This window comes from Luteipulveratus flavus, from assembly GCF_029439465.1.
In the GTDB taxonomy this organism is placed as follows: domain Bacteria; phylum Actinomycetota; class Actinomycetes; order Actinomycetales; family Dermatophilaceae; genus Luteipulveratus; species Luteipulveratus flavus.
Window position 1 is genome coordinate 15566 of record NZ_JAROAV010000021.1, and the last position, 20864, is coordinate 36429.

General features: G+C 72.1%; 20 protein-coding genes and 1 other RNA gene. 13 read left to right on the forward strand and 8 right to left on the reverse strand.

Going from position 1 to position 20864, the window contains the following annotated elements:
- Positions 1–96: 96 nt before the first annotated feature.
- The gene (locus tag P4R38_RS05510) at positions 97–1662 is read right to left on the reverse strand and encodes an MFS transporter (protein WP_277191365.1); all 1566 of its coding nucleotides are present in this window, start codon (positions 1660–1662) and stop codon (positions 97–99) included.
- A gap of 94 nt (positions 1663–1756) precedes the next feature.
- On the reverse strand, positions 1757–2389 hold the full coding sequence (locus tag P4R38_RS05515) for a TetR/AcrR family transcriptional regulator (RefSeq protein ID WP_275240693.1): 633 nt from the start codon (positions 2387–2389) through the stop codon (positions 1757–1759).
- Positions 2390–2661: 272 nt separating this feature from the next.
- On the opposite strand from P4R38_RS05515, the gene P4R38_RS05520 reads away from it, so the two are divergent.
- The 3 genes from P4R38_RS05520 to ssrA all read left to right on the forward strand — a co-directional run bounded on the left by P4R38_RS05520 (position 2662) and on the right by ssrA (position 5859).
- Positions 2662–4053 carry an FAD-binding oxidoreductase gene (locus P4R38_RS05520; protein ID WP_277191366.1) on the forward strand — a complete coding sequence of 464 codons (1392 nt, stop codon included), beginning with the start codon at positions 2662–2664 and terminating at the stop codon, positions 4051–4053.
- On the forward strand, positions 4050–5327 hold the full coding sequence (locus tag P4R38_RS05525; protein ID WP_277191367.1) for a class I SAM-dependent methyltransferase: 1278 nt from the start codon (positions 4050–4052) through the stop codon (positions 5325–5327). Before P4R38_RS05520 ends, P4R38_RS05525 begins: the two co-directional genes overlap by 4 nt.
- A 164-nt stretch (positions 5328–5491) precedes the next feature.
- Positions 5492–5859: a transfer-messenger RNA gene (gene ssrA, locus P4R38_RS05530) on the forward strand.
- 46 nt (positions 5860–5905) lie between these two features.
- Here the strand turns inward: ssrA and P4R38_RS05535 are convergent.
- Entirely contained in the window at positions 5906–6523 is a 618-nt protein-coding gene (locus P4R38_RS05535) for an SIMPL domain-containing protein (RefSeq protein WP_277191368.1), read from the reverse strand.
- A 65-nt stretch (positions 6524–6588) separates the two neighbouring features.
- Here P4R38_RS05535 and P4R38_RS05540 point away from each other — a divergent pair, with 65 nt between their 5' ends.
- The 7 genes from P4R38_RS05540 to P4R38_RS05570 all read left to right on the forward strand — a co-directional run bounded on the left by P4R38_RS05540 (position 6589) and on the right by P4R38_RS05570 (position 14659).
- Complete coding sequence (locus tag P4R38_RS05540; protein WP_277191369.1) at positions 6589–6918, forward strand: hypothetical protein; 330 nt, start codon at positions 6589–6591, stop codon at positions 6916–6918.
- A 59-nt stretch (positions 6919–6977) separates the two neighbouring features.
- Complete coding sequence (locus tag P4R38_RS05545; protein ID WP_277191370.1) at positions 6978–8438, forward strand: NAD-dependent malic enzyme; 1461 nt, start codon at positions 6978–6980, stop codon at positions 8436–8438.
- A 193-nt stretch (positions 8439–8631) separates the two neighbouring features.
- Positions 8632–10830: a DEAD/DEAH box helicase gene (locus P4R38_RS05550; protein WP_277191371.1), complete on the forward strand. Its 2199-nt coding sequence runs from the start codon at positions 8632–8634 to the stop codon at positions 10828–10830.
- Positions 10831–10851: 21 nt separating this feature from the next.
- The gene (locus P4R38_RS05555; protein WP_275240700.1) at positions 10852–11421 is read left to right on the forward strand and encodes a YqgE/AlgH family protein; all 570 of its coding nucleotides are present in this window, start codon (positions 10852–10854) and stop codon (positions 11419–11421) included.
- Between the two features lie 35 nt (positions 11422–11456).
- The gene (locus P4R38_RS05560) at positions 11457–11765 is read left to right on the forward strand and encodes a DUF3039 domain-containing protein (protein WP_277191372.1); all 309 of its coding nucleotides are present in this window, start codon (positions 11457–11459) and stop codon (positions 11763–11765) included.
- 92 nt (positions 11766–11857) lie between these two features.
- On the forward strand, positions 11858–12817 hold the full coding sequence (locus P4R38_RS05565) for a zinc metalloprotease (RefSeq protein WP_277191373.1): 960 nt from the start codon (positions 11858–11860) through the stop codon (positions 12815–12817).
- A gap of 84 nt (positions 12818–12901) precedes the next feature.
- On the forward strand, positions 12902–14659 hold the full coding sequence (locus tag P4R38_RS05570) for a DEAD/DEAH box helicase (protein ID WP_275240703.1): 1758 nt from the start codon (positions 12902–12904) through the stop codon (positions 14657–14659).
- Positions 14660–14665: 6 nt separating this feature from the next.
- Here the strand turns inward: P4R38_RS05570 and P4R38_RS05575 are convergent, their stop codons facing one another.
- Both P4R38_RS05575 and P4R38_RS05580 read right to left on the reverse strand, forming a co-directional pair.
- A complete protein-coding gene (locus P4R38_RS05575) occupies positions 14666–15136 on the reverse strand; it encodes an anthrone oxygenase family protein (RefSeq protein WP_277191374.1) in 471 nt (156 codons plus the stop codon).
- On the reverse strand, positions 15133–15978 hold the full coding sequence (locus P4R38_RS05580) for an NmrA family NAD(P)-binding protein (RefSeq protein ID WP_277191375.1): 846 nt from the start codon (positions 15976–15978) through the stop codon (positions 15133–15135). The genes P4R38_RS05575 and P4R38_RS05580 overlap by 4 nt, the downstream gene beginning before the upstream one ends.
- An 84-nt stretch (positions 15979–16062) precedes the next feature.
- On the opposite strand from P4R38_RS05580, the gene P4R38_RS05585 reads away from it, so the two are divergent.
- Positions 16063–17022, forward strand: a complete 960-nt coding sequence (locus tag P4R38_RS05585; RefSeq protein WP_277191376.1) for an AraC family transcriptional regulator — start codon at positions 16063–16065, stop codon at positions 17020–17022.
- Between the two features lie 27 nt (positions 17023–17049).
- A complete protein-coding gene (locus P4R38_RS05590) occupies positions 17050–18090 on the forward strand; it encodes a DUF695 domain-containing protein (RefSeq protein ID WP_277191377.1) in 1041 nt (346 codons plus the stop codon).
- A gap of 37 nt (positions 18091–18127) precedes the next feature.
- Here P4R38_RS05590 and P4R38_RS05595 read toward each other — a convergent pair whose 3' ends face one another.
- Positions 18128–19138 (reverse strand): P1 family peptidase, encoded by a 1011-nt coding sequence (locus tag P4R38_RS05595; RefSeq protein ID WP_277191378.1) that lies wholly within the window; start codon positions 19136–19138, stop codon positions 18128–18130.
- 22 nt (positions 19139–19160) lie between these two features.
- Here P4R38_RS05595 and P4R38_RS05600 point away from each other — a divergent pair, with 22 nt between their 5' ends.
- The gene (locus tag P4R38_RS05600) at positions 19161–19847 is read left to right on the forward strand and encodes an IclR family transcriptional regulator (protein WP_277191379.1); all 687 of its coding nucleotides are present in this window, start codon (positions 19161–19163) and stop codon (positions 19845–19847) included.
- A 6-nt stretch (positions 19848–19853) separates the two neighbouring features.
- Here the strand turns inward: P4R38_RS05600 and P4R38_RS05605 are convergent, their stop codons facing one another.
- Both P4R38_RS05605 and P4R38_RS05610 read right to left on the reverse strand, forming a co-directional pair.
- A complete protein-coding gene (locus tag P4R38_RS05605) occupies positions 19854–20270 on the reverse strand; it encodes an MmcQ/YjbR family DNA-binding protein (protein WP_277191380.1) in 417 nt (138 codons plus the stop codon).
- Positions 20267–20782 carry an Lrp/AsnC family transcriptional regulator gene (locus tag P4R38_RS05610; RefSeq protein ID WP_277191381.1) on the reverse strand — a complete coding sequence of 172 codons (516 nt, stop codon included), beginning with the start codon at positions 20780–20782 and terminating at the stop codon, positions 20267–20269. Before P4R38_RS05610 ends, P4R38_RS05605 begins: the two co-directional genes overlap by 4 nt.
- Positions 20783–20864 lie beyond the last annotated feature (82 nt).

The following is a 20864-nucleotide window of genomic DNA, read 5'->3' on the forward strand; positions in this document are numbered from 1 at the left end:
GGAGGCGGGCAGGGCAGAGCCTAACGGGGTACACCGAAGGGGCCGGGGTGCGGACAGCACCCCGACCCCTTCGGCCGGTTCCCCCGATGGACCGGATCAGCCGACGTGCACGGCCTCGTGACCGTCGGTCGCCAGCTCCTCGTGCTTGACGTTCAGGAACAGGAACGTCGCGATCGCGCCGACGAGGATCATCCCGGCCGCGACCCAGAAGCCCTGGGTCGAGGCGAAGGTCTGGATCTCATGGCCGTACTGCGCCTGGAACTGCTTGGCCGCGGCGGCCTTCTCCGCAGCCGTCGTGGGCATGGGCAGACCCTTGGCCTGCGCCTGCTGCGTGACCTGGGTCATCAGCTCCTTGCCCTTGTCGGTCGCCGCGCTGGAGAACACGGTCGACAGGGCCGCGATGCCGACGGCACCACCGATCTGCTGAGCCGTGTTGAGCGCGGACGCCGCGGCGCCGGAGTCGTTGGCGCTGATGCGCGCGGTCGCCGTCATGGTCAGCGGGATGAACAGGAACGCCATCCCGATCGACTGCAGGACGATCCACGGCAGCAGCCCGGTGAGGTAGGTGCTCTCGGTGGTCAGGTGGGTGTAGCCCCACATGCCCAGCGCGGCGAGGATGCCACCGGTGCCGGCGATCCAGCGCGGGTCGATCTTGCCGACCAGGCTGGACGCGATGCCCGCCGCGACGGCGATGCCGACGCTGAACGGCAGGAAGGAGAAGCCCGCCTTGACCGGGGAGTACCCGAGCACCTGCTGCACGAACAGGCCGAGGAAGAAGAACATCGCGAACATGCCCGCGCCGACGAGGAGCATCGCGAACAGGCTTACCGCGCGGTTGCGGTCAGCCAGGATGCGCAGCGGCAGCAGCGGGTGCTTGGCCCGCTGCTCGACGAGGACGAACACGCCGAGCAGGGCGATGCCGCCGATGAGCGGGACCAGGGTCTGCAGGTCGCCCCACGACGCGCCCTGCTCCGCCGCGTGCGAGAGGCCGTAGACGATGCCGAACAGCCCGGCGGTACCGACCACGGCACCGGGCATGTCGACCGTCGCGTCGTTGCCCTCCGACTCCACGAGGTAGCGGGGGGCCATGGCTGCGACGAACAGGCCGATCGGCACGTTGACGAAGAACGTCCAGCGCCAGTCCACCTCGGTCAGGACGCCACCGAGGATCAGGCCGACGGCCGCGCCGGCACCCGACATGGCGGCGTAGACCGCCATCGCGCGGTTGCGCTCCTTGCCTGCGGGGAACGTGGTGTTGATCAGGGCCAGAGCGGCCGGTGACGCCAGTGCCGCGCCGGCGCCCTGCAAGGCACGCGAGGCGAGCAGCAAGGACTCGTTCGGGGCGATGCCGCCGAGCAGCGAGGCCATGGCGAAGAGAATGACACCCCAGAAGAACATCCGGCGTCGGCCGAACAGGTCTCCCAGCCGGCCGCCGAGCAGCAGCAGGCTGCCGAAGGCGAGGGCGTACGCGGTCACGACCCACTGACGGTTGGCGTCGGTGAAGCCGAGGTCGGTCTGGATCTTGGGCAGAGCGATGTTCACGATGCTCGCGTCGAGCACGATCATCAGCTGGGCGCTGGCGATGACCACCAGCGCGAGCATCAGGTTGCGGGAGCCGGTCTGCTCCTGCGGTCCTGACGCTGTTTCGACAGACGTCGACATGGCGGGTTCCCTCCCTGGGAGTCCGTGGGATGTGCGGTGTGGGTTCTGAGTCGAGTGTGGAACGGCTGGCGGACAGATGCTGTCCGCGATGAGGTCAGCCGGTCGTGGTGGCCGACTGCTGCGGGTCGGGAGTGGGCAGGGTGGCCGCGCACGCCGGGAGCAGGACCTGCTCGACGACGCGACGCATGTGTTCAGTGGTAGGACCCGTGCCGAGCTCCACACTGTGACGTATGGCCATCGCCGGGATGACCGATGCGAGCAGCGCCAGGTCGGCGTCCGGGCCGATCTCGCCGCGCTGCTGGGCGCGCTCGAACGCTGCCAGCAGCAGCTCGTAGCGCGGCCGGATGATCTGCTCCTCGACCTGGGTCCGCAGGTCGTCGTCGCGGTGGACCGCGGCGACGATCGCGGCCATCACCGACGGGAGCAGCTCGGTGGCCTCGGCGTCACCACAGGTGAGCGCCTCGAGGTCGCCGCGCAGCGAGCCGGTGTCCAGGCGGTCGAGGTCGTTGTCGGGACAGACCTTGACCTGGCTGACCGCGGCGACCACCAGGTCGGCCTTGGTCGGCCAGCGTCGGTAGAGGGTCGCCTTGCCGGCCCGCACGCGGGCCGCCACCAGGTCGAAGGTGAGCTTGTCGTAGCCCACCTCGACGAGAGCCTCCAGGACACCGTCCAGCACCGCGTCCTCGCGGTCGCCCGCGATCCGTGGCCGTGCAGCGGTGCCCGTCATGCGCTCTCCCTCGGGAATAGCCCGGTCGTGCCGGGATCTTGTCGTGATCGTGCGGTGCCACCTGCGCAGGAGCGCTCGGTCGGTGCCGCTGATACAGATGAACAACAGATGGAACTGAACTGTTCCGTTCTACTCAAGGCAGCGTAAACCCGGTGCGCCGGCCCCGCCAACCGGGATTCGATGTGACCACGGCCACACGCGTGGCGGGCTCCCGCCGGAGCGCGCGGAGGTGCAGTCTTGGCATGACGTGGCGTCCAGCGAAGGAGCAGCGGGTGACCGACGGAGCGAGCACGGTGGGCTGGGACCAGCACAACGAGGCGGTGGACCACCTGCGGCGCCAGCTGAGCGCCGTCCCGCAGGGCGAACCGGTACGGCTCGCGAAACGCTCCTCCAACCTCTTCCGGCCGCGGGAGGGCACCGGTCGCCCTGGGCTGGACGTCTCCGCGCTCGACGGCGTGATCGAGGTCGACCCCGGCCGGCGCACGGCTCAGGTGCAGGGCATGTGCACCTACGAGGACCTGGTCGACGTCGCGCTCGCCCACGACCTGATGCCGTACGTCGTGCCGCAGCTGCGGACGATCACGCTGGGCGGCGCGGTCACGGGGCTCGGCATCGAGTCCAGCTCGTTCCGCAACGGCCTGCCGCACGAGTCGGTGCGAGAGATGGACGTCCTCACCGGCAGCGGCGAGATCCTCACCGTGTCGCCGACCGAGCACGAGGACCTCTTCCGCGCCTTCCCCAACTCCTACGGCTCGCTCGGCTACTCCGTCCGGCTGGAGATCGACCTGGAGCCCGTCGCCCCGTACGTGCACCTGCGCCACCTGCACTTCGACGACCTCGGCTCGCTCGTGACGACGATGGGCGAGCTGCTGCGGACGCGCGACCTGGACGGCGAGGCGGTCGACTTCCTCGACGGCGTGGTCTTCTCCGCGACCGAGGGCTACCTGGTGGTCGGCAGCTGGTCGCAGCACGCGCCGTACACCAGCGACTACACGGGCCGGCACATCTTCTACCGCTCGATCCAGCAGCACGCCGAGGACTACCTGACCACCCGTGACTACATCTGGCGCTGGGACACCGACTGGTTCTGGTGCTCGCGCGCGTTCGGCGTCCAGAACCCGCGCGTACGACCGTTCGTGCCGAAGCGGTTCCTGCGCAGCGACGTCTACGGCAAGGTCATCCGGTTCGAGAACCGCCACCAGTGGTGGGCTCGCAAGGAGGCCCGCCAGGGCAGGCTGCCGCGCGAGCGCGTCGTGCAGGACGTGGAGATCCCGCTCGAGCGGACCGAGGAGTTCCTCGGCTGGTTCCTGCAGAACGTGCCGATCGAGCCGATCTGGTTGTGCCCCTTGGCCGTTCGCGACCAGGACCACGACGAGCAGCCCTGGCCGCTGTACCCGCTGCGGGTGGGGGAGCAGTACGTCAACGTCGGCTTCTGGTCCACCGTCGAGATCCCCGTCGGGGGCAAGGACGGCGACACGAACAAGCGCATCGAGCAGACCGTCGAACGGCTCGGCGGCCACAAGTCCCTCTACTCCGACGCCTACTACGACGAGCCCACGTTCTGGGGCCTGTACGGCGGCGAGACGTACCAGCAGGTGAAGAAGACATACGACCCGGACGGGCGGCTGCCCGACCTCTACGCGAAGGCGGTGGGACGACGATGAGCATGACGATCGGCGAGGTGGCGGACAGGGTCTTCGGCACGGACGTGCCGTTCCGGTTCGAGGCTTACGACGGATCGGTCGGCGGGCGACAGGGCTCGGACGTCGTGGTGCGCGTCGAGAACGAGCGCGGCCTGCGCTACCTGGTCACCGCGCCCGGAGAGCTGGGGCTCGCCCGCGCGTACGTCCAGGGCGACCTGTCGCTCATCGGCGTCGACCCCGGTGACCCGTACGACCTGCTGTCGGTCTTCCTGGACAAGGTGACGGTGCAGCGGCCGCCGGTCTCCGAGCTGCGCGACATCTTCCGGTCGCTCGGCATCGCCTCGTTCCGCCCGCCGGAGCTCCCGAGGGAGGAGGCCGTCCCGGCCTGGCGCCGCGCGGTCGAGGGGCTGCGGCACTCCCGCAACCGGGACGCCGAGGCGATCCACCACCACTACGACGTGAGCAACGCCTTCTACGAGATGGTGCTCGGCCCGTCGATGACGTACACCTGCGCGTGCTACCCGCAGGACTCCTCGACCCTGGAGGAGGCCCAGGCCCACAAGTACGACCTGGTGGCCCGCAAGCTGGGCCTGCGGCCGGGCATGCGGCTGCTGGACGTCGGGTGCGGCTGGGGTGGCATGGTGCGGCACGCCGTCGAGCACTACGGCGTCACCGCGCTCGGCGTGACCCTGTCGGCGGAGCAGGCGTCCTGGGCGCAGCAGCGCATCAAGGAGACCGGCCTGGACGACCGTGCCGAGGTGCGCCACCTGGACTACCGGGACGTGCCCGAGGGCGGCTTCGACGCCATCAGCTCGATCGGCCTCACCGAGCACATCGGCATCAAGAACTACCCGTCGTACTTCACCTTCCTGCACGGCAAGCTGCGCGAGGGCGGCCGGTTGCTGAACCACTCGATCACCCGACCGGAGAACACCTCCAACGGCCTCAAGCGGGGTGGCTTCATCGACCGCTACGTGTTCCCCGACGGCGAGCTCGCCGGCGTGGGCACCATCGTGAGCGCGATGCAGGACCACGGGTTCGAGATCCGGCACACCGAGGACCTGCGCGAGCACTACGCACGCACGACGCGGGCCTGGTGCAAGAACCTCAGCGCGAGCTGGGACGCCTGCGTCGCGGAGGCCGGCCAGGGCACTGCCCGGGTGTGGGGCCTGTACATGGCGGGTTCGTCGCTGGGGTTCGAGCGCAACTGGATCCAGCTGCACCAGGTGCTCGGCGTGAAGGTCGGCGCGGACGGGGACGCGCACTACCCGCTGCGTCCCACCTTCGGCGTCTGAGGATCGTTCCGACCTCCCGTGCACCCCGGTGCACGGGGGGTCGGGTCGATCGCCCGGAGAAATAGGGTGGTGGCCGAGGGCGTTGGGTCCAGTAAGGTGATACGCCTGCCGCCGGAACATCGGCGCGCACCTTGACAGCTGAACAGCGTGACGTGCTCGTCCCTGGGGGTGATCGGTTTCGACGTTGATCGCCGTTGCAGGAGAAGCGGGCCGAGGATGCACGGTTATCTCGTTAACGCTCCGTGCAAAACCAATAGGTGCCAATTCCAAGCGCACCGACTTCGCCCTCGCCGCCTGAGCGAGCCTCGAAGTCCGTCAGCCTGAGCTAGCTTCCGTCTCAGTGCCTGGCGTCAGCTAGGAAGCTCGCTGCGTCGTCATGCCGAGGGGCGACGCGGGACTCTTACTCGGCTGGGCCTGTCAGGGAACGTGTGCGCGCGAGCCCTGGGGCCGAGAAAATCCTCAGCGCACTGCGCCCGGAGAAGTCCTTCTTCGCGCTCAGCGGACGCGGGTTCGATTCCCGCCACCTCCACCACCAGTACCGGCACGTCACGCTGTTCTCGCTGTCCTCCCCATGAGGCTCAGCCGAGCGCCCACCGCACGCGCAGCCGCGCCTGGACGGTGTGCTGGCCCACCTCCACACCGCCGTCGCCGGCCGCCATCGCCATCCGGGCCATCGGAGCGGGGCCGTTGCTCTGCTCGGGCTCGTCGATCGCGAGAACCTGGCCGAGATCGCGCTCGGCGAGGTCGACCAGGTCACGGGCCTGCCGGAGCGCGTCGTCGTACGCCGCCCGTCGGGCCCGGTCCTGCAGCGCGGCCGGGTCCTCCACCGCCAGCTGCACCGACTCCAGGCGGAAGGCGTTGCCGACAGCCCCCGCGCCGGCGCTGAGCAGGCTGCCCACCGTGCTCGGGTCGCGCCACAGCACGTGCAGCCGGTGGGTCGCCTCGTACCCGGCGGGCTGGGCCTCCGGACCCCAGCGGGTGTCGACCGAGACGCCCAGCGTGCGGACGTCCGCGTCGCGTACGCCCTGCTCGCGCAGCGTCGCCCCCAGCCGCTGCGCCGCGGTCTGGCACGTCTCGAGAGCCACGCTGACGTCCCGCGCCTCGGCGCGAGCGGCCAGCACGACACGGACGACGTCAGGAGATCCCGCTGCGCTGCCGGAACCGATGACGGTGATGCTTTGGTCGGGGGCGGTCATGGTCGTGACTCTTGCACACGGACGCGCGGGGAGACGGGCGGCGGACCGCCTGACACAATCCCGGTGTGAACCCGTTCGCCGAGCGGAGCTCGCGAGAGGACCAGAACGCCGCGCCCGTCGGAGGCCGCGGCGACGCTCTGGTGTGGACGGTGCTCGGCGTGGTGCTCGTCGGGGTCGGTTGGGGCGTCCACCGGCTGCTCATCATCGGTGTCGGCGTCTTCGTGCTCGTGCCCGGCCTGCTGATGCTGCTGCTGGACCGGATCGCCGGCAGACGTCCGGCGGTGCGCAGCGACTCCCACCGCCGGACGCGGCACCGGGCCGACGCGGCGCGGGCGGGCGGCGGCGCGACCCGGGCCCGGCACGACCACGACGACTCCGGGGGTTCAGCGGGCTGACACCGCGGCGGCGGCGCCCCGCGCGCGGCCGGTCGCAGCGGCGGTCCACAATACTTCGCATGAGCTCTGTGCCGTCCGTGTCGAACTCGATCACCGTCCGCCTCGAGCTTCCGGGTCGGGCCACGGCCGTCAGTGAGCTGACCACCGCGGTCGAGCGCAGCGGCGGCCTCATCACCGCTCTGGACATCACCTCGGCCAGGAGCGACCGCCTGCGCGTCGACGTCACGGCTGCGGCGCGCGACACCGGGCACGCCGACGACCTGGTCGAGGCAATGCGCGCCGTCGACGGCGTCGAGATCGGCAAGGTGTCCGACCGGACGTTCCTTGCTCACCTCGGCGGCAAGCTCAAGATCGAGCCGAAGGTGCCGATCCGCAACCGCGACGACCTGTCGCTGATCTACACCCCGGGCGTCGCGCGCGTGTGCCTGGCGATCGCCGACAACCCCGACGACGCCCGTCGGCTCACCATCAAGCGCAACACCGTCGCGGTCGTGACCGACGGTACGGCCGTGCTCGGCCTGGGCGACATCGGTCCGCTGGCCGCGCTGCCGGTGATGGAGGGGAAGGCGGCGCTGTTCAAGCGCTTCGCCGACATCGACGCGTTCCCGATCTGCCTGGACACCCAGGACACCGAGGAGATCATCCGCACGGTCAAGGCGATCGCTCCGGTCTTCGCCGGTGTGAACCTGGAGGACATCTCCGCCCCGCGCTGCTTCGAGGTCGAGGCCCGGCTTCGCGAGGAGCTGGACATCCCGGTCTTCCACGACGACCAGCACGGCACCGCGATCGTGACGCTGGCCGCGCTGCGCAACGCGCTCCGCGTCGTCGACAAGGAGCTCTCCGAGGTCCGCGTCGTGATGAGCGGCGCGGGTGCGGCCGGCACCGCCATCCTCAAGCTGCTGCTGCGAGCGGGAGCCCGCGACGTCGTGGTGGCGGACATCGACGGCGTCGTCCACCGGGAGCGGGCCGACATCGCCGGCGGCGGCAAGGAGCACCTCGCCTGGGTCGCCGAGCACACCAACCCCGAGGGTCGCTCCGGCACGCTGCGGGACGCGCTGGCCGGCGCGGACGTCTTCATCGGCGTCTCGGCTCCGAACGTCCTGCAGGGCCAGGACATCGCGACGATGGCCGACGACGCGATCGTCTTCGCGCTCGCCAACCCCGTGCCCGAGGTGGACCCGGTCGAGGCCGCCAAGCACGCGACCGTCGTCGCGACCGGGCGCAGCGACTTCGCCAACCAGATCAACAACGTGCTGGTCTTCCCCGGCGTGTTCCGCGGGCTCATCGACGCCGCGGCCAACCGCATCTCCGACAACGTCATGCTGGCCGCGGCCAAGGCTCTCTCGGACACCGTGTCCGCCGACGAGCGCAACCCCGCGTACATCGTGCCGAGCGTCTTCCACCCCGGCGTCGCCAAGGTGGTGGCGACCGCCGTGACGGAGGCCGCCCGGGCGGACGTCGGTGAGAGCGCGGCCGAGCAGGAGGGCTCCGACGCACCGCAGCAGGCGATGCCGGTCTGACGCTTCGGGTGGCGGACCTCACGTCCACCTCGTTCATTACCACACCTCCACGGCCGGTATGCTGGAGGTTCATCAGTACGCGATCTTGCGTTCCCTTCCTTGAGCGCCGAGATCTGAACGCCGCTTGGTCGACCCCGTAGAGGTCCGACTCCGACAACGACGCGGCCCGGTACTCAACGTGAAGTGAGATGACGTGAAGGCATCACGCCCTGGGCAGAGCCATGCCCCCAAGAAGGCCCGCTGGACCCGCACCCAGAAGGTGGAGGCGCAGCGCGCCGCGGTCCGCAAGCAGGTCAAGAGCAACCGCGCCGACGCGGCCCGGGACGACCGTCCGGCCGGCGACGACCGGCGCAACCGCGACGAGCGTTGGACGCGGGACGACCGTGGCCGTGGCCGGGACGACCGCGGCGGCTACCAGGGCCGTAGCGACGGCGACCGCGGTGGCTACCGCGGCTCACGGGACCGCGACGACCGTGGCGGCTACCAGGGCCGAGGCGACAGCGACCGTGGTGGGTACCGGGGTTCGCGCGACCGGGACGACCGCAGTGGCTTCCGCGGTCGGGACGACCGCAGCAGGGGCGGCTACGGCGAGCGTCGCGACCGGGACGACCGTGGCGGCTACCAGGGCCGCAATGACGGTGACCGTGGTGGGTACCGGGGTTCGCGGGACCGCGACGACCGGGGTGGCTACCAGGGCCGTAACGACCGTGGCGGCTACCAGGGCCGCAACGACGGTGACCGTGGTGGGTACCGGGGTTCGCGGGACCGCGACGACCGCGGTGGCTACCAGGGCCGTAACGACCGCCGCGAGCGTCCGTCGTTCGACCGCGGACCGAGCGAGCGTCGCGAGCGCCCGGCCTACGAGCGTCGTGACAACCGCGGCGGTGCGGACCAGGGGCACGAGCAGAGTGCCGACCTCGTCCGCGACAGCGCGCCGCAGGCGCCCACCAAGCCGGCGCCGCACGAGCGGGTCGACCTGAGCGACAACGGTTTCGCCGCTCTCGGCCTGCCCGACGCGATCGCCGAGCGCCTGGCGCGCGACGGCATCACCACGCCGTTCCCGATCCAGGCCGCCACGATCCCCGACGCCCTCGCCGGCAAGGACGTGCTCGGCCGCGGGCGTACCGGCTCGGGCAAGACCCTCTCCTTCGGGCTGCCGACGCTGGCGCGCCTCGCCGCCGGCGGGAAGGCGCGACCGCACCAGCCGCGCGCCATCGTGCTGACCCCGACGCGTGAGCTCGCCATGCAGGTGAGCGACGCGCTGCAGCCGCTCGTGCACGTCGTGGGCCTGCGCCACAAGCTGGTCGCCGGCGGCATGCCGTACGAGCCGCAGCTGCAGGCGCTGGAGCGCGGTGTGGACCTGCTCATCGCCACGCCGGGTCGGCTGAGCGACCTCATCGAGCGCGGTGCCGCCGACCTGTCCCGGGTCGAGGTCGCGATCCTCGACGAGGCCGACCACATGGCCGAGATGGGCTTCCTGGAGGCCATCACCGAGATCCTCGACCTGATCCCGGAGGGCGGCCAGCGCCTGCTCTTCTCCGCGACGCTCGACCGGGGGATCGACACCCTCGTCGAGAAGTACCTCGTCGACCCGGTGACGCACTCGACCGACGACGCCCAGGCGTCCGTCACGACGATGTCCCACCACGCGCTGCTGATCGAGCCGCGCGACAAGAAGGCCGTCACCGCGGAGGTCGCGAACCGCCCCGGTCGTACGGTCGTCTTCTGCCGGACCAAGCTCGGCGCCGACCGCATCGCCGGCGAGCTGCGCGACCTCGGTGTCGTCGCGGCCGCCCTGCACGGCGGTCTGAACCAGGGCCAGCGCAACAAGGTCCTGTCGGCGTTCAAGGACGGCCGGGTGCCGGTCCTGGTCGCCACCGACGTCGCGGCGCGCGGTATTCACGTCGACGACGTGGGCGTGGTGCTCCAGGTCGACCCGCCGGCGGACCACAAGGACTACCTGCACCGCGCCGGCCGTACGGCCCGCGCCGGTGAGGAGGGCACCGTGGTGACGCTCGCGCTGCCGCACCAGCGGCGGACGGTCCAGCGGCTGCTGGACGACGCGGGCGTCGACACGCAGCTGCAGCGCGCCCAGCCGGGCGACGCGGTCATCGCCGACGCCGGCGGCAGCACCCCCGATGGTCACCCGGTCAGCGACGACGACCTCTACCGGCTGCTCACCCCGGCTCGCAGCGGGCGCGGTGGTCCTCGGCGCGGCGGCTACGGCCAGCGGTCGGGCGGCTACGGACAGCGTTCCGGCGGCTACGGGCAGCGCTCCGGCGGTCCCGGGCAGCGCTCGGGCGGCCAGCGCGGCGGCTACCGCGGCGACCGCGACCGGGGTTCGTCCTACGGCGGCGCCGGCCGAGGTGGCCGATCCCGTCACGGTGAGTGACGCCCGGGTCACAATGATCGCGTGACGGACCTCACCGGGCGGCTACTGGTCGCCGCGCCACGGCCGGGTGGCGACGAGGCGGTCGAGGGCGACGTCTTCGACCGCAGCGTCGTGCTGGTCCTGCACCACGACGACGACGGCGCCCACGGCCTGGTGCTCAACCGGCCGCTGGGCGCCGACGTCGACGCCGTCCTGCCCGGCTGGCAGGAGCACGTCTCGTCCCCGCAGTGTCTGTTCCAGGGCGGTCCGGTGTCGCTGGACTCCGCGCTCGGTCTGGTGTCCGTCCCGGGCGCCGACAGCTCCCTCGGCATCAAGCGGCTCTTCGGGGCCGTCGGGCTGGTGGACCTGGACGCCCCGCCCGTCGTGGTCATGCCCGAGGTCGCCGCGCTGCGGATCTTCGCGGGGTACGCCGGGTGGACCGGCGGCCAGCTCGAGGGGGAGATCCGTACCGGCTCCTGGTACGTCGTCGACGCCGAGGCGCGCGATGCGTTCACCGAGCAGCCGGACGACCTGTGGGGTGAGGTGCTGCGGCGCCAGTCCGGGGCGCTGCGGCTGGTGGCCACCTACCCGGCCGACCCGTCGATGAACTGATCGCCGGTGCGCACGACCCGCCTAGACTCGGCTCCATGAGCACGCCCTTCGACGACCCGAACCGCCCGTCCGCGCCCGAGGCCGAGCCCGGCGGTCCGCAGACCTCGACGGCCGTCCTGGAGCGTGAGCAGGTCCAGGAGCAGGAGGCCGAGCCGGGTGATCACGAGCGCTTCTCGCACTACGTGCGCAAGGAGAAGATCCTGGAGAGCGCGCTGTCCGGTGAGCCCGTGACGGCGCTGTGCGGCAAGGTCTGGATCCCCGGCCGGGACCCCAAGAAGTTCCCGGTGTGCCCGATGTGCCAGGAGATCTACGACGGTCTGCGCGAGCCCCAGGACGGCGACTGAGTTCCGCGTAAACCCCCGACACGCCGGTACGCGGGAGTACCTTCACGCGCAGCGGCGCCTTACCCCCAGGCGCGCTGACGAAAGGGAACACCATGCGACGTCGACCCACGACGATGCTCTCCGCGATCGCGCTCGCCGGCGCCGGTCTGGCCCTCGCCGGCCCTGCACCCACGGTGGGTGCTTCGACGAAGGTCGCCGGCCACCAGGACTGCGTGACCCGCGGCGCCGACACCGGCTCCGCGCAGGCCCGCGTCAAGGCCGGCAGCAAGGCGCACGACCCGAACTCGCTGACGGCCGCGCAGCTCGACGCCCGTGAGCGTGCGTTCACCGCCGACGCGAAGGCGAGGGGCCTGGCCAAGGACCGCAACGGGTCCCTGCGCAAGGGCAGCGCGGCCGCGTTCGCCCCGACCACGATCAAGGTCTACTGGCACACCATCACCGACGGCGCCAAGGGCCAGCTGTCGGCGTCCGAGATCAGCAGCCAGATCACCGTCCTGAACAACGCGTACGCCGGCAGCGGGTTCTCCTTCACCCTCGCCGGGACGACGGTGACCAACAACCCGTCCTGGTACAACGGCATCGTCCCGGGCAGCACCGCCGAGAAGCAGATGAAGTCGACCCTGCGGCAGGGCACCAAGGCCGACCTGAACCTCTACTCGGCCAACCTCGGCCAGGACCTGCTCGGCTGGGCGACGTTCCCGACCAAGCGGATCAGCAGTGACGACGGCGTCGTCGTGCTCGACGAGAGCCTGCCCGGCGGCACCGCGAAGCCGTACGACGAGGGCGACACCGCGACCCACGAGGTCGGCCACTGGCTGGGGCTCTACCACACGTTCCAGGGTGGCTGTAAGGGTCAGGGCGACCAGGTGGCCGACACCGCGCCCGAGGCGTCCGCGGCGTTCGGCTGCCCGACCGGTCGCGACACCTGCACGGCTCCCGGTCTGGACCCGATCCACAACTTCATGGACTACACCGAGGACGCGTGCATGAACGAGTTCACGGCCGGTCAGATCGCTCGCATGCAGAACCAGTGGGTCACCTACCGCGCCTGACCCGCGTAACGCGCACGACATCGAGGCCTCGCTCCGGCGGGGCCTCGATGCTGTCGTCGGTCGCTCTCGTTAGGGTGGCGCGCGATGAGCACCTCGGCCGCCTCCCACCTGTCCCCAGCGTTCCCGGAGCGAGCGGCCTGGGGCACCGCCAGCAAGCTGCGCGCCTGGCAGGCGGAGGCGCTCGAGCGCTACCTCGGCGAGGGTCCGCGGGACTTCCTCGCGGTCGCGACGCCCGGCGCCGGCAAGACGACCTACGCGCTGCGGGTCGCCACCGAGCTGCTCGGCGCGGGCATCGTGCGCCAGGTGACGATCGTCGCGCCGACCGAGCACCTGAAGACCCAGTGGGCGGACGCGGCGGCCCGGGTCGGCATCAACATCGACCCACGGTTCACCAACGCCCAGGAGGTCCACGCCGCCGACTACGACGGGGTGGCGGTGACGTACGCGGGTGTCGCGAGCCGGCCCGCCCTGCACCGGGCGCGTACCGAGGCCGTGCCGACGCTGGTCATCCTGGACGAGATCCACCACGGCGGTGATGCCAAGTCCTGGGGCGACGCGCTGCGGGAGGCGTTCGAGCCCGCGACCCGGCGGCTGTCGCTGACCGGGACGCCGTTCCGCTCGGACACCAGCCCGATCCCGTTCGTCCGCTACGCCGAGGACCAGGCCGGCATCCGCCGTTCCGCCAGCGACTACACCTACGGGTACGCCGAGGCGCTGCGCGACGGGGTCGTCCGCCCGGTGCTGTTCATGGCGTACGGCGGCAACATGCGCTGGCGGACCCGCGCGGGCGACGAGATCGCCGCCCGGCTCGGCGAGCCACTGACCAAGGACGCGACCGGTCAGGCGTGGCGGACGGCGCTGGACCCCAAGGGCGAGTGGATCCCGTCAGTGCTGCGCGCAGCCGACAAGCGGCTCTCCGAGGTGCGGCGGCACGTGCCGGACGCCGGCGGCCTGGTCATCGCCTCGAACCAGACGGCCGCCCGCTCCTACGCCCGGACGCTGGAGGAGATCTCCGGCGACAAGCCGACGGTGGTGCTGTCCGACGACGCCGGGTCCTCCTCCCGGATCGAGGAGTTCGCCGCGAGCGAGGACCGCTGGATGGTCGCGGTCCGCATGGTCTCCGAAGGCGTCGACGTGCCGCGGCTCGCCGTCGGCGTCTACGCCACGTCCACCTCGACCCCGCTGTTCTTCGCCCAGGCCGTCGGCCGGTTCGTGCGGGCGCGGCGCCGTGGTGAGACTGCGTCGGTGTTCCTGCCGAGCGTGCCGCAGATCCTCGAGCACGCCAGCCGGATGGAGGACCAGCGCGACCACGCCCTCGACCGCCCGAAGAAGGCGGGGGAGGAGGAGTCGATCTGGGCCGAGGAAGAGGGCCTGCTCGCCGAGGCGAACCGCGCCGAGACGGCGCTCGCCGACGAGCAGATGTCCTTCGAGGCGCTGGAGTCGGAGGCGGAGTTCGACCACGTCCTGTTCGACGCGCAGCAGTTCGGCATGGGCGCCGAGGTCGGCAGCGAGGACGAGCAGGACTACCTCGGCCTGCCCGGTCTGCTGGAGCCCGACCAGGTCACCCAGCTGCTCCGGCAGCGGCAGAGCAAGCAGGTCAAGGCCGGGCGCACGCGGCCCGAGACCGACGCGCCGATGGCCGCGCACCGGGCCCTCGCCGCCCAGCGCAAGGAGCTCAACTCCCTCGTCGCCGCGTACGCGCGCAAGACCGGCCAGCCGCACGCGACGATCCACAACGATCTGCGGAGCACGTGCGGCGGGCCGACCCTGGACCGCGCGTCGACCGAGCAGGTCACCGCGCGGATCGAGCTGATCCGCAAGTGGTTCGTCGGGCGGCGCTGAGCGGTCTCACGGCAGGGCGCGCAGGGCACCGAGCAGGGCGCCGAACGACCCGACCGCCAGGACGGTGCGGACGATGTTCCAGGCGATCCACCGGTCCTCGAACGCCTTCCGAGCGGCGGAGATCTGCGACGCCGCGTCCAGCCGGTCGTTCAGCGGCACGTTGACCGCGATCGTCACGGCCAGGGTCGCGGCGTACAGGACGACGCCGACGACGAGCCACGGCAGCGCGGCACGGCGATCGGCGACCAGGACGAGGACCAGCGCGAGCAGGCCGAGCAGGATCGGGCCGCCGAAGACGAGCGCGAACCACCCGTTGAGGATCTTGGTGTTGATGCTGCGCATCGCGAGCACGAACGTCCGGTCGTCGGTGGCCGACAGGCCGGGCATGACCGCGATGCCGAACGCCAGGTAGATCCCCGCCATCAGCCCGGTGGTGACGGTCGTCGCCAGCAGGACGGCGGCGCGCAGCGAGCTCACGACCGGGCCCAGACGCCCTGCGCGGCGGCGTCGGCCACCACGTCGTCGAACGAGCGGGCGGGCCGGCCGAGCGCCTGCCGTACTCCGTCGACCGGCGCGCTATTGCGGCCGTCGAGGATCTGCTCGAACAGCCACGCCAGGCCGTCGGCGTCCTCTCGCGGGAGCCCGAGCCGGACGAGCCCGATCACGAACACCTCGGGGGACACCTGCTCCGCCTCGACGGGACGGCCGGTCGCCGCGCTGATCCGCTCGGCCGCGTCGGCGAAGGTGAGCGCGGCGGGGCCGCTCACCTCGTACTGCCGGTCGCGGTGCCGCTCGTCCAGGAGCGCGGCGGTGACGACGGCAGCGACGTCGGCGGTGTCCACGAACGGCTCGGGCACGTCCGGGGAGGGGATGGTGATGCGTCCCTCCAGCACGGCCTGGTGCCACAGACCCTCGGTGAAGTTCTGCGCGAAGAAGGAGGACGTGACGAGCGTCCAGGCGAGCCCGCTCTCGCGCAGGGCCTGCTCGGCCGCCTGCGCTCCGGGCTCGTTGCGGCCCGACAGCAGCACGAGGTGCTCGACCCCCTCCCCGGCGGCGATGCGCGCGAGTCGCGCGATCGCCTCGTCCGAGCCGGGCATGGCCAGGTCGGGCTGGTAGACGAGGTACGCGGCGCGCGCGCCGGCGACCGCCGGTCGCCAGGTGTCCGGGTCGGTCCAGTCGAACGGCGTGCGCTCGGACCGGCCCACCGGGCGGACCGGCGCGCCGTGGGCGGTGAGTGCGGCGAGGACGTCCCGCCCGGTCTTGCCGCGCGGGCAGGTGAGGGCGATCGTCCCGGTGGCTGCAGTGGTTGTCGTGGTCATGCGCCCAGTCAACGGCGAGCCGTCGAGACGAACCATGCCTCAGACGCTTGATCGCATACGAGGTCGTCCGGCACGATGGCGACCATGGACATCACCGGTGCGCTCCTGTCCGGTCCTCGCGCGCAGCGCGCATTCGCGCTCAAGGTGTGCCTCGCCTCCGGCTGGCGGCTTCGGATCTGTGACCGGGCGGCCCTGTGCCTGCTCGTCCCGGTGCGCGGCAGCCTGTGCGTGCGGTTCGACGACGGCGAGGAGCTGCGCGTCGAGGCGGGAGAGGTGGCGATGGTCCGCGGGCCCGAGCCGTACGACGCGTACGACGTCGCCGGGGCGGAGCAGCTCGCGGTGATCGAGCCGGACGGACGCTGCTACTCACCCGAGGGCACGTTGCTGCGGGACCAGCTCAGCCTCGGGGTGCGGACCTGGGGCGACGACCCTGACGGCGGGTCGGTCTTCCTCACCGCGACGTACGCCGAGACCAACGAGGTCGGTGCCCGGCTGCTGGAGGCCCTGCCGCGCACGCTGGTCGTCGACGCCGGACGGCTGGACTGGCCGGTCGTCGACATGCTGCACGGCGAGGTCGTCCGGGACGCGCCCGGGCAGGAGGTCGTCATCGACCGTCTGCTGGACCTGCTGCTGATGGGCGTGCTGCGGGCCTGGTCGACCGACGGCGCCGGCGCGCCCGCGTGGGCCGGCGCCACGGACGACGCGATGGTCCGCCGGGTCCTGGCCGCGATGCACCACCATCCGGCGCAGCCCTGGACGGTGGCCTCACTCGCCCGCTTCGCCGGTGTCTCCCGGGCGGTGCTCGCGCGACGTTTCGCCGACGCGGTGGGCGAGCCGCCGATGGCGTACCTCACCCGGTGGCGCATCCAGCTGGCCGCGGACCTGCTGGTCGACGGCGGCGACACCCTGCAACGGGTGGCCGGTGAGGTCGGGTACGCCTCGCCGTTCGGGCTGAGCGCGGCGTTCAAGCGGGTGAAGGGCGTCAGCCCGGCGCAGTACCGGACGCGCGTTCGCGAGGAGCGGATCGGTGCCGGCGCCCCGTGAGCGGCCCGGTGCTGGCATGCTCCCCGCATGGTCAGCGGAGGACGCGCGCAGCAGAGCGCAGGCGACAGCCGGGTAGCAGCGATCGACGCCTTCTGGCGCTGGTGGCTCGACGAGGGCGCCGACCGGTGCTCCAGCGCGCTGGGCGGCCCCGAGGCCGACACGCTCGTCGCCCTGCTCGACCCCCACGTCCAGGCGATCGACCCCGGCCTGGCGTGGGAGCTGGCTCCGGGCAGCGACTCGGTCCACCTCCTGGTGGTGTCCGCCGCGGGCGACCCCGACCTGCGCGCACCGGCGCGACGCTGGCGGCGCGTGTCACCCGAGCCGGACGCCATCTGGTCCTACTCCGACGTCCGTCCGGCCGCGCCTGATCTCGCGGCCACGGTGCTCGACATCGAGGACCACAGCATCGACCTCGCGAGCGTGCAGGTGGCCGTCCGCCGTCGCGGCACCGTCGTCGACGTCACTGTGCACCATCCGGCGATGCCCGAGCTGGGCGAGCACCGCACTCTGGCCGCCTTCCTGATCCTGGACGCCGCTCTGGGCGAGGAGCAGACCGAGACCTGGATCGGCGAGCTCGCCACGAGCGACGTCCCGACGATCGACGGGTTCGGCCTGCACGGGCTGGTGGCCGTCGTCCGTGACCTGCGGGACGACCACCTCGGGGCCGACGGGCGGCCCTCGTGGGTGCATCTGCAGGGCGACGGGCCGGACGGTCCGGTGCTCGCCGCGGCCCAGGTGCCGCTCGCGGCGGCCTCGGCCCCGGAGCTGGACACCTACGTCGCGCTGACCGTCCCGTACGACGCCGGAGCCGACGGGCTGCCCACGCCGGAGAGCCTGGCCGCGCTGGAGGGCCTGGAGTCGGCGCTGCGTGAGAGCGCGGGGGACAACGGCCGTCTGGTCGCGCACGAGTCGGCCCAGGGCGTACGGCGGCTGCACCTCTACGTCGACGGCACGTCCACCGGTGCGGAGGACCTGCGCGCGGCCGCCCTGCGTCAGGCCCGGGGGACCGCCGAGGTGGAGGTCGAGCACGACCCGGGCTGGAGTGCGGTGCAGCACCTGCGCGGGTAGGGCGGGCGGGCCGGCCGGCGACGGCTCGGCTTCCGGCTCAGGCGCCGGTGAGGTGCTCCCAGGTGAGCCCCGGGGCGACGCGCCCCTCGCGTCCGACGGTGGTCGGTGAGGCGAGCAGCGACTGCAGGATCGCGGCCTCCGTGGCCTCCAGCGTCGCGGTGAAGACCGGGTTCAGAGCCGCGTCGGCCGGCGGCCTCGCCGGCGCGACGGTGGAGAACGCGATCGCGTAGTCGCCGCTGCCGTGGCGGTAGTCCGCACCGAGTCGTCCCATCGCGTACACCGCGCGGCGGGCCACGCGTCCGAGCTGTCGGGCGTCGAGCGGTGCGTTCGTGGCGAGGACGATCATGCACGAGTTGCCTTGCGCATCAGGCGTTCTCGCGTGCCTGTCCTGCTGGTTCGAGAGGACGGGCCGACCCGCCACCCGGAGCGTCCCGGAGAAGTTGGCCTGGACCAGCACGCCCACCACGTAGTCCTCCAGCCCGATTCGCGCGGTACGGGACGCCGTACCGATGCCGGCCTTGAACCCGAGGGCGTCCATGCCGGTCCCCGCACCGACACTGCCCTCCTCGGGCCGGTCCGGTGTCGCCGACTCCAGGGCCTGCACGACGTGCGCGTCGGTGACCGCCCGGGTGCGGATGTCGGACAGCCAGCCGTCGTTGCACTCGCCCACGACCGGGTTGAGCGAGATCGTCCGCTCGTGCCCGGGACGGGCCAGCATCCAGCCGACGAGCGCGTCCGCGGCGCGGAAGGCCGACAGCGTGGACGTCAGCACGATCGGCGTCTCGAGTGCACCGAGCTCGGCGATCTGGGTCGCGCCGATGAGCTTGCCGTGGCCGTTGCCGACGGCGACCGCGCACGGCAGCGAGGCCCGGGCCGTGGTCAGGGCGTCGGGCACGACCGCGGTGACGCCGGTGTGCAGCCTGCTCCCCTCGCGCACGGTCACCTGCCCCACGCGTACGCCGGCCACGTCGGTGATGGCGTCGCAGGCCCCCGGGGCGTGTGCGTGGTGCAGGAGGGCGTGGACCGAGTCGGGCGCGTGGTCGGGCATGGAGCCACGGTAGGTTGCCCGGATGGAGTCCGCAGGCGTCGACGCGACTCTGGGCGGCGAGACCTCGCAGACGATGGACCGCGGTCTGGCGCTGCTGGACCTGCTGGCCTCCGGTGACCACCCGCAGGGCCTCACGGTCACCGAGCTCTCCTCCGCCCTGGGCGTCGGGCGACCGGTCGTCTACCGCCTGCTCGCTTCCCTGGCGCGCTACGACTTCGTCGTCCGGCGGGAGGACGGCCGGGTACGGGTGGGGCTGGGCCTGATGCGGATGTCCACCTCGGTGCTGCCGCTGCTGCGGGACACCGCCCTTCCCGTGCTGCGCCGGCTCGCCGACGAGGTCCAGGCGACCGCGCACCTGGCCGTGGCGGATCGCGGCGAGGCCGTCGCGCTCGCCGTGGTGGAGCCCAGCCGCTCGGACCTGCACGTCGCCTACCGCATCGGCAGCCGCCATCCGCTGGAGGCCGGCGCGGCGGGGCGGGCGATCCTGCTCGGGCGGACCGGCCGGCCCGGCGCCGGCGCGGGTGAGCCGGCGTACGTCACCACCGACGGTGAGCTGCAGGCCGGCGCGCACGGGCTCGCCGCTCCTGTCCGCGGGATCCCCGGCCTCGAGGCGTCCGTCGGCGTGGTGTCCCTGCGGGTCCTGGACGGGAAGCAGGTCGGACCCCTGGTCGTCCGGGCCGCCGAGGCACTGGCGGCCGACCTGACCTGAGGCGCCTCAGCCGAGTCCGTGCTCGGCGAGCCACTGGTCCGCGCGGCGCTTCGAGGCGCGCGAGAGCCAGGCGTCCTGGACCACCTCGACCACCTCGTCGCGGCCGAGCTCACCGACCCGGCTGCCGCGCAGCAGCACCGAGGGGTGCCCCTCGAAGTGCGGCGTGGTGAACCACGGCGACGACTCGTCCTGGACCAGCGCGGCCTTGTCGTCCGGCGACGGGACCCAGAAGACGATGACGTCGTCGTAGAGCTCGCCGGTCTCCGGGTCGAACGCGTCCTTGCGCGGCGTGCGGAAGAAGACGAAGGACTTGCCGCCGACCTGGTAGGCGACCGAGCCGCGGTCCGAGCCGTCGGTCGTCACGTGCGGCATCGCCGAGGCGGTGTCGTGCACGTCCTGGACGCGGGCGCGGCGGCTGGTCATGGGGTGAGGCTACGACCCGACACGGACGGAGAGCGCTCCACAGCGGCGCCGACCAGCGCGTTCGTCCGGTGCGCCATCAGCTCGGCGAGGGCGATCACGGTGCTGGTGCGGGTCACCACGCCGGTGCTGACCACGAGGTCGATGACGCGCTGCAGGTCGGGGTTGTCCCGGGCGACGACGCGGACCATGAGGTCGCCGTCGCCGGTGATCGTGTGCACCTCCAGCACCTCCGGGATGCCCTGCAGGTGGGACAGGAGGTCCTCGTGCCCCGCCTGCTGCTGGATCGCCAGCGTGCAGAACGCCGTGACGGGGTACCCCATCGCCGACGGGTCCAGGGTGGGGGCGAGCGAGCTGATCACCCCCTGCTGGACGAGCCGGTCGAGGCGGGCCTGCACGGTGCCGCGGGCGACGTCCAGCTCGCGTGACGCACCGAGGACGCCGACCTGCGGCCGCTCGAGGAGCAGGGCGAGGAGGCGGGCGTCCAGATCGTCCACGGGGGCACGAGGCGACATGGACACACTGTACAGTCGGGGGCCGCTCGTACCGCGCAGTCTGCACACGCTGACCAGTGTTCTCGGCGGCAGTTGCCCGATC